Below are 13719 nucleotides of genomic sequence, written 5' to 3'. Positions count from 1 at the left end.
CTCACTAGGCGATTTCTAATCACCCGGTTCAAGAGGTATTTATCAATAAAATATTTAGATTGAAGAAAGACAGGACACCTCACTACTTCAATCAGCCTCAAATCTTCAAACCATCCACCAGCGACAGCATCAAAATTACCAGCCGCTCAAGTTAATTCTCACGTTATCCGTCCATTTTCCATCCCAAAAAGACCCGCCCGCGACAGCATCCAGAGCGTCCTCGGATAGTTCTCCCTCTTGGCTCCCTTCGAGAGTAATACCACGTTCTCTTAAAAACGCTTGTACTTCTTGTTCTGTAAACTGGTAGCCTTTCTCAGCTCCAATTTGAACGACTGCTGCAAATCCTTCTGCGGCTTCTAGCTTTTGTTGCAAAGCTACATCTTCTCCAGCAGCTTGTATTAGCTGCTCAACAGCTTCTTTTGACATTTGAAACCTCCTAATTTTAAATCAACAAGAAAATATCTTGCTACCACTGACGAATTGTGATTGGCGCGTTATTACCAAATCTAATTCTTAAATTCTCAAACCATCCACCAGCAACAGCATCAAGAGCTGCTTCTGATAGTTCTCCCTCTTGACTTCCTTCAAGATTAATGCCACGTTCAGATAGAAAAGCTTGCACTTCTTTTTCTGTAAATTGATAGCCTTTCTCGGCTCCAATTTCCACAACTTCTGCAAACCCTTCTGCGGCTTCTAGTTTCTTTTGCAAATCCGCATCCAGGCCTGCGGCTTGCATTAATTGCTCGACAGATTCTTTTGACATTTTGATCATTCTCCAGAAAAATCTGTTGACAATTGAAAGTTGACTGCTAACTGTTAACAGTCAACAGTCAACAGTCAACAACTTCAAATGGTTATTTTTATGCTTGCGAGTTATCTGAATCGATAGCTGTAGAATTGTAGAAATTACCAGCCACCCCAACGAACTCTGACGTTCCAGTTGTCAAACCATCCACCAGCAACCGCTTCTAGGGCTTCTTCTGATAATTCGCCTTCTGGTCCTTCGATGATCCCGCGTTCGACTAGGAACTCTTGTGCTTCTTCTTCAGTAAATTCATAGCCATGATCAGCACCAACTTTAACGGCATCTGCATAGCCATCAACACTTTCTATCTGCTGTTGCAAAGCTAGATCTGTACTAGCGGCTTGGAACATTTGTTCAATAGCTTCTTTAGACATGATGTAACTCCTATTAATTAGTGGAAGAGGTTGATTTTTATTTGTTCAGACTCAAATAAGAATGTGTTTGATTTTTATTTGAGGCATCAGAAAATTGAACATATATTTTTTATATCGCCTGCCATCTTTTTGCGCAATCCAGATAAATTCAGAAAAGTTCAGGAGTTCAATTCCCATTTGGTGCGGAGTTAAATAAAAGTTATGGAAAGTTCAGGATGTTGATTTATTTGTGGTTTTGAACACTGGATATTGTAAATTATTTATAACAGTTATGTTATTAGTTGAGTAGGTGAATAATATAATAATTATTTACCAAAAAAGCACTGAAAAATAAAAAAATAATGAAAACCATAGTATTTGAAGAGCATTCTTCTGTATTACCAGAATGGGTGCGATGGGGCATTAAAGGCAAGACTTTAATTTATTTAGATGCACATATAGACCTACAGTCGGTCAGTGAACAGCGAATAGAAGCGCTAAAAAATTGCCTGAGTGCCGATGAATTGGCTAAGTTTGAGAAACCTCATCACATGCTGCCCGATCGCGGTTACAGCTATAGCATAGAAGATTTCTTATATCCAGCTTACTGCTTGGGAATAATTTCGCGTTTGATTTGGGTAAATCCCCCCCAAAAGTCCAAACAAACTCAAGAACAAAAAACCCAAGAAATTCTGGGCAAGTTGCAATCAATGGAAGGTATAAGCCTCGAAGATTTATCGAGTTTCCAGCTAGTCGGTAATATCTTAAAAGGTAAACTGCTGGGATTGGATGTAGTGATTTGTGAATATCGCGATCTCCCCCAATTACAACTGCCAGAAGATAGCTTAATTGATATTGATATTGACTATTTCATTGAATTGCCTGCTGATGAACCCTGGATTGATCCACAAGAGGTTTTTGCTAGCTTGCAACAGTTGCCTTTAACATCCGATGTTGTTACCATAACTCGTTCAGTTAGTAGCGGTTACATGCCATTGCGCTATCGTTTTTTCGCAGACTATCTAGCTGCTTTGTGGTTAGGCGATCGCCAAAAATCAACTCATTACTCGCGTTTGTTCCACCTCGACAAGAGATTGAGACAAAAAGAAGCGGCGGCTGTGGTTGCGGGTTGTCTTGATGAACTAGAAAAATTCCCTGACTGCGCCGCGACTTACTACCTACTGAGCCTAGCAGAATCCAAAACCGAACTTGCTCAAGAGTATCAAAACAAAGCTGCTAGTTTAGACCATAATTATCAGCCTAGTGTGCTGCGTTCCATCTGTGAACTAGCGAGTCGGGACTTAAAATTTGACACAACGAACCTGGAAGAATTGGAAAATCGACTAGAAACCAGCGTTGTGAATCGAGAAGAATTAGCGATCGCTCATTTTACATTAGGGCTGTTATATAGCAAATTGGGTGATTTTCGCCAGGTGTTCAAGCATCATCAAATTTACAAGAAAATCAGCGCTCGACACCCTCAACTCAACTTCCGGTTAGGAAATTTACTATTGCAAGCCGGATATCCCCAACGTGCAGCCAGCTTTCTGCGCGCAGCATTACAAGATGACATGACTGTCTGTGGCGCTCATTCATTGCTTGGCAGAATTTCTGTCAAACAAGGGAATTTAAAACAAGCTTCCGAGCATTTTTTAAAAGTCAGCGAACTCATGCCAGCTTTTAGTCAACCTGCGAACGTACTTGCCAAAATTTACAAGCAGATGGGAGACGAGGCAAATTCACAAGCCATGTACAAAAAATATCAACGCATCCAGCTTGCCACTGCAATATTATTCCAAAAATTAGCCAATTAATTTTATCTTTTCAAAATATGGAAATTCATTTACTCGGACATGCTTCTATTTTTGTCAAAACCCAAGATTGTCAAATTTTGATGGACCCGGTTCTTTGGGACCCTCACCAAGAAGGGTTATTTGATATTTTCCCGCAACGAGAAGTAATTCATGAGAACATTCCCGAATTCGATCTCCTAATTATTTCCCATCAACATTTGGATCACTTTCATATTCGTTCTCTGGCTTATTTACCCAAAACCGTTGATGTTCTCATTCCAGAAGACAAGTTGATAGAAGACTGTCTGCGCCAATTAGGATATTCATATATCTATCCCTTAAAAGATTTTAATCAAGTTAAATTTGGTGCAACCAATTTACTCACAACTCGTTCGGAAAACCGTGTACCAGAATACGGCGTTATCTTTGCCGACGAATCAGGAGTTTTTTGGAATCAAGTCGATACCGTCGTCAGCCTGAACACCATTCGTTTCATTAAATCTCGCTACGAAAAAATTGACTTTCTCTTAAGCATGTGGCAACCCATGCTAGAGATGAACTATCAGCTGAATATGAGTTTGTCTTTTCCTGATTCTATCTATAGCAAGATTCTCGAAACTATTAGTACAATTCAGCCCCAAGCAGTTGCTCCAGGTTCTAATGGTTTTAGATGTATTGGCGGTTCAGCTTGGATGAATAAAATTTTATTTCCGGTTGCCAGAGAACGATTTTGTCACGATATCAAAATCGCTTGTCCCGAAATAGGCAACAATGTATTTCCCTTAGATCCTGGCGATGTGTTAACTTTTGAGCTTGGCGAATTCAGTCATTTAAAAGCTAAGTGCCCATTTGTCAACAAGATTACCGACAACCGAGAGGAATTAGATTTTTCACCGGTGCGAGTCGGCAATGCAATGATCGATCACAACCCCGATAATTATAATCTTCAGGACATGAAAGAGGCAATTTCTGAAGAAATTAGCGTTAACCTGTCCCAATTTATCAGCAAAAAGCGAAATTTTTTATTTATAGAACATTGTCGCTGGCAAGTTATTTATCAATTAGAAATTGTCTTCCCTGACGGCGCGAAAATTTGGAATTTTGATTTTTCCCAAACCGATATTCAAGCTCAAGAAGGGAGAAATCCTTTGGCGAATTTATTTACTTATATGACCGCTTCCAGCTTGTATGGAATTTTGCAAGGAGTAAAAAGTTGGGATTATGCTAATCTTGGCGGTTACTATCGCAGGTTTCAAAAATTATATATTCCCACGCCTCAAGGAATAATCAAACCAGAACAAGAAGAGGGAATTCCCGATCCCCTTGTCTTTAGATTTCCTTATAACCAGGTCTTTAAGAGCATGTTACAGAATGAAATTGCTCAATGGAGTCATGAAAATGGCAATGGAGCCAAACCCCACGAACCTAGAAAGCTGATGATGCGGATGGGTAATACCCTTGTTAAGCTAGCTCAGTGATATCGTGTCCGGTGAAAGACTTATTATTAAGGAAGCGCCGGATTTATAACTAATCAGCCGGAAATGATATGAATTAATTTGAGATTTTGGATGAAAATTTTCTCAATCCAAAATCTCAAATCTCAAATCTAGAATTCGGTTAAGCTAGCTAACAGACAACAAAAACTATAAGTTTTCTATGCTAAAAACACTTTATTTCATACAACAAACATTCGATTTATCAGAAGCAATCCGCTACAGCATTGGCTTGGTAATAGTTTGTCTATTAATGCTAATTTTGTTGTGGTTGCCAGATATTCTAAAAGAGAAATAAACTAATCCAACTGTCGAGCCACCAATCGTGCAAATATTCCATCTTGTTTGACCAACTCATCAAAATTGCCTACCTGGACAACGCGCCCCGCTTCGACAACATAAATTCGATCGGCATTGCGAATCGTGCTGAGGCGGTGAGCAACCACAATTCGAGTCGCATTTAGTTGATCTAAACTTTCAGTGACAATGGCTTGGGTTTGATTATCCAGCGCACTAGTTGCTTCGTCCATCAAGAGAATTTTGGGTTTTAAAACCAGCGATCGCGCAATTAAAAGTCGTTGTCGTTGTCCGCCAGAAAGATTAGTTCCGCCTTCGCTAATCACCGTGTGCATTCCCATCGGCATGGCTTTAATATCTGCGTCAAAACCTGCCATGCGAGCTGCTTCCCAGGCTTCATCTAAACTCACCAAGGCTCCAGCGGCAATGCTGTCAAACAGAGGGGCTGAAGAAATGCGCACATTTTGCAGCACCACGCCCAATTGTCGTCGTACCGCTTGGACATCAAGTCCGGCTAGATCTTGCCCATCGTAATAAACCGTCCCGCTTAACGGAGTCTCAAAACCCAACAATAAACGAAACACTGTTGATTTACCGCTACCACTCGGACCTACTATAGCGATAAATTCTCCGGGTTCGGCATAGATGCTGACATCATCAAGGGTGAGGGGGCCGTCTTCCCGATAGCGGAAAGTGACGTGTTCTAGAGAAATACGTCCTGTTAATCGCCCTGGATCTGCCTTGGTCGGATCAGATTCTAGTTGTGATTGTAAAATCGGTTTAGCTCGTTCCCATAGCGGAACGATTTCCAAAACCTCGCTCAGGGTGTTGCTAATCTCTGTGGCACCGTTAAGAAACACAGCAAAAGCCGAATTAAACGCCAGAAATATACCAGCCGATAATCCGCTGCTGGTTCTTTGAGTCGCTGCTATCTGAATAAATAGAATCGCAAACCAATATATCAGTACAGAACTGACCACGGGCAGGGCTTCGTTAAAAACCGTCAGACTATCATCAATTCGTTTGATTCCTGATTGCAACTTTGTGCGTTGGCTGTACTTTTTCGCCCAAGAGGCAAACGCCCGTTCCTCAGCCGCAGCAACGCGCAACTTGGCTACCCCTTGAATCAGTTCTACGGTAAGTCCGTTGATATCTCCATCTAATTCCTCTTCTCTTCGCTGTTTGCGGACTAACATCCGACTGGAAACGACGGTGACGATGATGACTAAAAAGCACAGACCAACACCCACCAGTGCAAGTTGCCAGCTATAAGCGAACATTAACCCCAGGTTGAGGAGAGCGAAGATACCACTTAAGAGCGTGCGTTGTGTAGAACCACTGAGATGACCGCGAATTTGACTGATTGTCAGTAGACGATTGACGAGATCGCCAGAGGCATACTGGCGAAAAAACGCCGGACTTAATTTGAGTATCCGATCCCAAACGGCTGGTTGAAGTGAAGCATCAGCAGCACTTTCTACCCTCAAGCTAACAATTTGCTGTGCTAATTGAAAGGCGGCTTGCCCGAAAGCAGCAGCAAACAGACCCAGTCCGAGTTGGAGTAACAAAGAGCGATTGCTGTCAGGAATAGCATCGTTGACTAAGATTGCTGTTGCTTGGGGAGTCACCATGCCCAGCAGCGATGCCATGATACCTAAGAGGATGATGCCAACGAGGTCTTTTTCATAACCTTTGATGCCAAAACGGAAAATATCCACCGCACTGCTGAGAAACTGCGGTAAGGGTCGATAAAATACGTAGGCTTCTGGGTTGAGGTTAGCGATCGCCAGAGCATCTACTGTCCTTCGGGTCAAAGATTCGGGGTCGAATAGCAGATAACGATTTCCGCGATCGGGTAATAAAGCCACTGGCTGGTTAGCTTTGGTGTAGGCTAACAGGGCACCGTGTTCTTCTTGCCACCAGTTACCGACCAGCAATACCCGGCGAGTGCGGCATTGGGAAGCGCGGGCAATCACCTCTACAGGATCTTTGACGCGCTCAAAGTCTTCCGATGCTGGTGGGGCGACAATCTTAATCCCCATTGCTCTACCTACCGCCCCAGCAGCAATCAGCAAGGGAGTTCCTTCATGGAAGAATTCCGCCTCTTGGGAGTGCAACACCGCAGCTAACTCTCCCATTGAGCTTTCGATCATCTGGCGGTTGAGCTGCTGTCTTTCCTGAAAGCGCCGAAATTCCGACTCTTGCTGCTGCTGTTCTAGGAGATTCAAGTAATGAAAAAAATCAGCGTGTAATTGGGCAAAACTGGCGGGGATTTCCGCGACTTTTTCTAGTTCTTGGGTGGGAGTGGTATAAACTTCTACAGAATTTTCTGCCTCCAACCAAGTACCAAACACTAGCGGTATTGGTGGGTAAGTACTATCGAGTTTTAGGTCTTCGATTCCTAAAAAGCGAGTACTCCCTTTTCGCACCTCAACCCAGGCAACTTTTTGTCCCATTTTCTCATCGTTGGCAGCCGGGCGGGGTGGAACTAGGGTTTGCTCTTTGAGCAATGATAAATAGTGTGTTCCTGCTGCTGTGATACTATTCATCGGACCGACTCCAGCGATCGCCTGCTGTGTTAGCCATTCTCCCAAGTGACAAAGCCAGCCTTCCACAAGGGCGATCGCTTCTAAGTTACCCGAATTCACCAGTCCTAGCAAATCCTCAAAGGTCAATAGTTGCAGTTCGGTTTCTTCGAGGGCGACTGCCAAAATGCCTCTTAGGGCGTTCGGGCTGGCGCTTGGCGCTAAACTGCTGCCAAACAAGGCTTCGCCTGCACCGATGTTAAACAGAAAGCGGCGATTGCCTTTTAGCTCTTTGTTTTCCACCAAGATGCTATGCAAAACCAGAGAACCCGATTTCACTACCCAGATCGTCTCGGGGTCATCCAAAAGTAACGGTTCGTTGCCTTTAACGATGCGTCCTTGCTGAGCGATAGTCATAATTTAACCTTCTTGAGTGCCAACTAAGCGGGTATAGACTCCAGGATTGCGGCGTAACTCTTCGTGAGTGCCTCGCTGTACCACTTTCCCCCCCGCCAAGACAATAATTTCATCGCAATCGCGAATCGTACTCAGTCGGTGGGCGACGACGACGCAGGAACAACCGCGCCGCCGCAGGTTTCTGTCAATAATCAGCTCGGTTTCGGCATCAAGAGCGCTAGTTGCTTCATCTAGAACCAAGACTGCCGGATTTCTCACCAAAGCACGGGCAATTTCCAAACGCTGGCGCTGTCCGCCACTTAAGTTCATTCCTCCTTCACTGAGTTGGCTATTATAGCCCCCTGGCATATTCAGAATTAGATCGTGGATCGCTGCATCCTGACAAGCTCTGATCATGTCTGCTTCCGGTACGGTGGGGTCCCACAGGGTGAGATTTTCCCGCACGGTGCCGGCAAACAGAAAGATTTCTTGCTCCACCATCGCCAGAGAATTGGCGAGAACGGGGCGAGGAATTTGCTCGCGCTTAATCCCGTCTAATAAGATTTCCCCTGACCAGGGTTGGTAGAGTCCGGTCAGTAACTTGGCCACGGTAGACTTGCCCGAACCACTACCGCCGACGAGGGCGACTCTCTGACCTGGTTTCAAGCTCAAACTCAAATCTCGAATTAGGGGGTCTCCGAGGCGATTGTAGCCAAAGGTGAGTTCTGTTAACTGCACATATCCTTGCAATTTAAAGGTATCTTGGCTGTATAATTCCCAGCGATCGCTGTTTGGCTGGGATTGTCGTTCGGCTTCTGGATCGATGGGGTTTTGTAGAACGTCATCCAGGCGATTTAACTCGGCTTCTAATTCTTGCAGCGTGCTGCCAAAATTCACCAAGTTGTTAACTGGTTTCAGGAATTCCTGAGTGAGGGTTTGGTAGGCAATTAGTGCCCCGATACTCAAAGTGCCCTCCATAACGCGAAAGCCACCAGCAACTAAAATTGAGGTGATCGCTAAAGAGGTCAACACTGTTGGCAAGGTTGCCAGCAATCGGGTGGGTAGTCCTAATTCCTGCTGGGCGTTGATGGTTTTGGCATAGTATCCAGCAAACTTAGAAAACAAGTCTGACTCTAAGCCGCTGGCTTTGACTGTTTCGATGGTTTGAATGCCGCTAATAGCCACCCCAGCAACTTTCCCCGTTTCTTGAGACAGCCTGATATTGGTATCCACTCGGTTGCGGGAGAGGGACTGTAAGGCAATAAAGTTGGCGGCGGCGAAGAGAATAGCTATTAATGTCAACAGCGGATCATATAACAACATGATCAGGGCATAAAACACCATCATGATCGAGTCGATCACGGTGGTTGCTAACCGCCCTGAGAGGATCTCGGCCACCTTATTGTTGAGTTGAGCGCGACTACTAATTTCCCCGGCGAAGCGTTGGGCATAGAATCCGACTGGCAAGCGGATGGTATGCCAGAGAAACTGACCGGACATGGCAACTGACAGCTTCAGCAATAACCGTCGCAGATAAGTCAGCCGCAGGCGAGCTAACAGCCCTGTGAGCAATGCTGCCAACACCATGCCCAACAGCAGGGGACGCAACCAGTCGGTGCGATTTTCTACCAAAATTTCATCGACAAACACTTGCGTAAAAGCTGGGATTGCCAACCGGGGCACTGTCAGCAACAGTCCCGCAATCAAGCAGAAAATCAGGGCTAGGCGTGAGGTTTGCAAGCGGGAGGCCAAGGCGCTGAGAATCCCTTGTTTTTTGCCGCCTTTTTTAAAATCTGGCCCCGGTTCCATGACCAGGATGACGCCGGTGAATGCTTGGTCGAATTCATCGAATGTCACCTTCCTGGGCCCTGTCCCTGGGTCGTTGAGATAGACGGTGTTGCCAGCAAACCCATCTACCACAACAAAGTGGTTGAAGTTCCAGAAAACGATAAATGGGGGTTTAATCGTTTGCACATCTGACAAGGATTTTTTAAATCCTTTGGCGTTTAAACCGTACAGCCGAGCCGCTTTGAGAACGTTAGAAGCCTTACTGCCATCCCTGGAGACACCACACTCGCGCCGTAATTCTGTGAGGGGAACTATTCGACCGTGGTAGCCCAAGATCATGCCGAGTGCGGCGGCACCGCATTCTACTGCTTCCATTTGTAGCACGGTGGGAGTTCGCACTCGATTGCGATCGCTATTTTTGAGAAATTTGGAAATAAATGCTATCGCCATAGTCTGCTAATAAATCCCCGTCACTGACTTAAATAACGGAATGATGTAGGAAATTGGCGCGACTTCTCCCACCTTGACGCGAACCTGTACGGTAGTACCCGAAGACAATTGGATGTCGGGGCCTTTGGAGGAAGACCATTTGTAGCCGCTGTAGGTCTTGCTTGTCTCTAGTTCGGCAAACACTTGTATGGGTGCTTTAGTGCCACTTGGGGCGAGATTTTCTGCCAAACTTTCGGCGAGATTTTGGTTACCAATGATGGTTGACATATCTTGCACTGTCACCGGGAAAGCTGTCACGGTTTGCACCTTGCCGAGAATTCCACCAAATCTTTCTCGCTTCACTAGACTGGGGGTGACTTGGACTTGCATTCCTGATTTAATTTGCTTGCCATCTTTATCGGCAAAGTAGATGACGCTCATCAGTTTGGCATCAGTGCCTTTGGCATTAATCGATCCTAGACGAGTGCCTCCAGAAACTATCTGCCCCGGTACGACGGCTAACTCAATGATTTTGCCATCGTATTCGCTGATAATTTGGCTTTTTAATGTTATTTCTTGCTCTATTTGCGCTATTTTGCGTCTGACCTCTTGAATATTATTATTTGTATTGTTATTTGCTTCTGATTCTTCTTGAGCTAACTTGGCGAGTTGACTGTTGACATCTTGTAGTTTGGTATTCAGTTCGTCAATCGTGTTCAGACTTTGCTGATATTGTCGTTGGATATCAACTTGTTGAACTTGAATTTCTTGCAGTTTGGCACTGAGTTCGTTACTTTGGTTGATACTATCTAAATACTGCCGTTCTGTAGTTGCTTGCTCAACTTCTAGCTGTTTCTGTTGGGATTCCAAATCCGATATTTGGGCTACACTGTCTAAATAATCTCTTTGAGCGCTTAACATGACATCGGCACTAACGATTTTTTGATTGTACAAATTGCGCCGGGCTTCTAGCTGTGTTTTTAATTCCGGTATCGATGCGTTGATTTGTTCTAAACGTCGATTTAAACCTTTTCTTTTTTGCTCCAGAGATTCCAGGCTTCTTTGACGCAGACTCGGTAAAACTTTTTGGTCGGTACTAAGTCTTTTTTCTATGGCAGAGCGATTTTGCGCTAGTAAAGTGAGATTTTGTTGGCGCAACTTTGGCACGATGTTCTCTCGCTCCAAGCTGGCTTTGAGGTTGGCTTGCTGTTTGGCGAGATTTTTTCTCTCTGAAGCCAGCCTTGTACCGCGCAGTGAATCACTGTTTTTTGCTTGCGCCAAAAATTCTGCTAGCTTTTTCTTTTCTTGTAGGAGTTGCTGTTCTAGAGATGGTTGGCTGATGATGCCGATGATATCTCCTTTTTTGACGTTATCTCCAGAGCTTATATTCAGTTTGACTACTATACCGTCGCTGGGCGCTTGAAATTGCACAACACTGCGAGGATACAGCAACACCCCTTGTCCGGTGACATTTAGGGGGAGCCGACCAAATACGCTCCACAACAAGGCAATACCGACTATAGATCCCAATCCTGCTAAAGGCAACCAAGCTCTAGGATTGACGACATTCATGAGCTGGTCAAGCCGTTCTGGTGAGGATAGGCGTTCTAAGGCTTCTTCGCGAAATAGTTTTTTTGCTGAATCTGACATAACAACCAGGGTAAACACGCCTTACAATGGCACATAACATGTTTGACACAGAACTTGGTTAATGCACTTGATGAAAAAATCCGATTTGTTTGTTAGCTAATTGTGCCTACTTATTAAATTTAGGTCAAAAGTCAAACTAAAAGATGTTTGTAAAATAAATCTTAAATAGCGTGGTAGGTAACACAAATAATTTGCTTCCTTCAATTAGGGATAAGTGTGGCTGAGGAGTTTCCCATAGCTGGACTCGGTAGTTTGTTAATCCAGTTTTCTACTATGCTTAGACGACATTAAAACTGCATGTCAAATTTTCGGCTAATTTCTCACAAAATTAACACCTAGTGTTGAATTGCTCATCATGTAACTTTTGGACTATTTGCAATTTTGATTGAGGTGTTTTTAGTCATCTTCAACAAAAAACACAGTTATCCAATGAGGACTAACGGACGATTTTCTTCAGTCCCTTTTCGTTGTTAACTATTGATATTATTTACATTTTAATAAATATTTTTTGGTCTTGAGGAGAACTATCAACAATCGCTCTCTCGTTTTGCTTCCTCTCAAAAAATCCTCTTACTCCTGGTTTAATTAAACTTTTAATCGTTTGAGCATCCAATCAAATCTCGCTCCGCCGAGGGTGAGGTTATCCATAGTATCAAGATCGATTTCATCTTCGTAGTCTGCTTCTAGTTCTAGACTTTGCCCGATTTCGTAGCGACTTCGTCCGTATCCCAAGCGGCTAATTAACCCTTGCAATCTCCCTGACAGCAGCATTGCTACGACTCGGTAGAAACGAGATGCAGTACCCACATCCTGCTGTAATTTGAGGAGCAGTTGTCGTTGTGGAATTCTCAGTAAAATAGAATTTTCTAACGCTCTCAAGGTGTAGGTTGAATTGGCGTTTTCTAAGGTGATGGCTTCTCCGACAATTTCTCCCCTCTCCAGGCGGACAATCTCTGTTTCTAAGGATTCATCGGTTTCTTCATCGCTTTCTAGGGCGGCGAACAGACTGACAAGCCGATTCGGTTGTTGTTCTTTGACGAAGACCGCAAGGGTACCTTGAAGGATAACGTAAAGATTTTCGATCTGCTCGCCAGTACGGATGAGAACTTGTCTAGCTCTTACTTCTTCTAATCTACCTACGCCCAGCATCCAGTCAACATCGCTGTCGCTGAGTTCTCCAAAAATCAGTGGTACATCCTGTAGTGGCGGAATTTGCGGTCTTTTGGGACGCAAAACGTATTGCACGAGTCGCCCGAAACGCTCTCTTAGTAAAATCGCAATTGCTCGATAAAATCGCGCCGCAAAATCTAAATCTGCTTCTATTTGCTCTGTGAGTCTCTCATAGGGAACTGCAAGCAAAGCTGACTGTTCTGTAGCTCTAATAGTCATTGCTGCTGGGGTTAGCTCAACCACAGGCATTTTTCCTAAAACCTCTCCTGGGGTAAAGGTGGCAATTTCTTGCTCTAAATCTCCCTCGTCTTCCAGGGCTGCAAAAGCTCGCCCCAATCTTCCGCCTTGGTTTTGGCTAATGCTCGCTGAGAGTTCACCAGTAATGAGCAGGTAGAAAAAATTCGGCACGCGCTTTTGTTCGATTAAGACATCTCCCCGTTTAATTTTCTGTTGATGTCCGTTGTGCTTGAGCCATTGGATATCGCTATTACTTAACTGTTTGAGAAAAGTATCTATCATGATTTCACATTTCCCATGTATTTATATTTCTTAACATACTGTTGTTGATTCCCCCGGCTGATTTCAATCTTACCCAAGCGACTTGACTAATGAATAGCGGGAATTAATATCAAGCCTCATCCTGGGCAAAATCTTAACTAGTAGACGACTTTCTTACAACTTGCGTGCTATGATTAACGCCATTTTCTTGTTGCTATTTAAGTAGAGGTAACGAAATTGTACCAAAGACACAGGAAACATTTGTTAAATTTGCAATGATTCTTTTAATGGTCAGAATCCGGGCTGAATAAATGTGTTTATTACTTGACAAACAACTTCAGGACTTAAGCCAAAATCCCTCTTCATCTATTATTGTAGACGCGCCGCAGTCAGGCATAGTGGTATTTTGGGTTTTTACCTAAAAGCGACTAACCAACTGTGATGGTTTTTTGCTCAGGGTTTTAGGGTTCGTAGTCAGGAATCAAGTCGCTTGGGTGCGCACAATTCAACACCAACAAGTGG

General features: G+C 44.1%; 9 protein-coding genes. 2 read left to right on the top strand and 7 right to left on the bottom strand.

Annotation, left to right across the window (positions count from 1 at the left end):
* Positions 1–135: 135 nt before the first annotated feature.
* The 3 genes from AACU32_RS16055 to AACU32_RS16045 form a co-directional block, all read right to left on the bottom strand.
* The gene (locus AACU32_RS16055; protein ID WP_096601079.1) at positions 136–426 is read right to left on the bottom strand and encodes a Nif11-like leader peptide family natural product precursor; all 291 of its coding nucleotides are present in this window, start codon (positions 424–426) and stop codon (positions 136–138) included.
* Positions 427–466: 40 nt separating this feature from the next.
* Positions 467–763: a Nif11-like leader peptide family natural product precursor gene (locus AACU32_RS16050; protein WP_339377957.1), complete on the bottom strand. Its 297-nt coding sequence runs from the start codon at positions 761–763 to the stop codon at positions 467–469.
* Between the two features lie 143 nt (positions 764–906).
* Positions 907–1179, bottom strand: coding sequence for a Nif11-like leader peptide family natural product precursor (locus AACU32_RS16045; protein ID WP_096601075.1), 273 nt, complete (start codon positions 1177–1179; stop codon positions 907–909).
* A gap of 341 nt (positions 1180–1520) precedes the next feature.
* On the opposite strand from AACU32_RS16045, the gene AACU32_RS16040 reads away from it, so the two are divergent.
* Both AACU32_RS16040 and AACU32_RS16035 read left to right on the top strand, forming a co-directional pair.
* Entirely contained in the window at positions 1521–2972 is a 1452-nt protein-coding gene (locus AACU32_RS16040; protein WP_096601073.1) for a UPF0489 family protein, read from the top strand.
* Positions 2973–2989: 17 nt separating this feature from the next.
* Entirely contained in the window at positions 2990–4429 is a 1440-nt protein-coding gene (locus tag AACU32_RS16035; RefSeq protein WP_096601071.1) for an MBL fold metallo-hydrolase, read from the top strand.
* Between the two features lie 314 nt (positions 4430–4743).
* Here the strand turns inward: AACU32_RS16035 and AACU32_RS16030 are convergent, their stop codons facing one another.
* The 4 genes from AACU32_RS16030 to AACU32_RS16015 all read right to left on the bottom strand — a co-directional run bounded on the left by AACU32_RS16030 (position 4744) and on the right by AACU32_RS16015 (position 13218).
* Positions 4744–7683 carry an NHLP bacteriocin export ABC transporter permease/ATPase subunit gene (locus tag AACU32_RS16030; protein WP_096601069.1) on the bottom strand — a complete coding sequence of 980 codons (2940 nt, stop codon included), beginning with the start codon at positions 7681–7683 and terminating at the stop codon, positions 4744–4746.
* Between the two features lie 3 nt (positions 7684–7686).
* Positions 7687–9900: an NHLP family bacteriocin export ABC transporter peptidase/permease/ATPase subunit gene (locus tag AACU32_RS16025; RefSeq protein WP_096601067.1), complete on the bottom strand. Its 2214-nt coding sequence runs from the start codon at positions 9898–9900 to the stop codon at positions 7687–7689.
* A gap of 6 nt (positions 9901–9906) precedes the next feature.
* A complete protein-coding gene (locus tag AACU32_RS16020) occupies positions 9907–11529 on the bottom strand; it encodes an NHLP bacteriocin system secretion protein (RefSeq protein WP_096601065.1) in 1623 nt (540 codons plus the stop codon).
* Between the two features lie 585 nt (positions 11530–12114).
* Positions 12115–13218: a cyclic nucleotide-binding domain-containing protein gene (locus tag AACU32_RS16015; protein WP_096601063.1), complete on the bottom strand. Its 1104-nt coding sequence runs from the start codon at positions 13216–13218 to the stop codon at positions 12115–12117.
* Between the last annotated feature and the right edge of the window lie 501 nt (positions 13219–13719).

The sequence above is a fragment of the Calothrix sp. NIES-2100 genome, from assembly GCF_963875285.1.
In the GTDB taxonomy this organism is placed as follows: Bacteria; Cyanobacteriota; Cyanobacteriia; order Cyanobacteriales; family Nostocaceae; genus Aulosira.
Note: the sequence above shows the minus strand (reverse complement) of the source record. Positions and strands in the feature narration are given on the sequence as shown.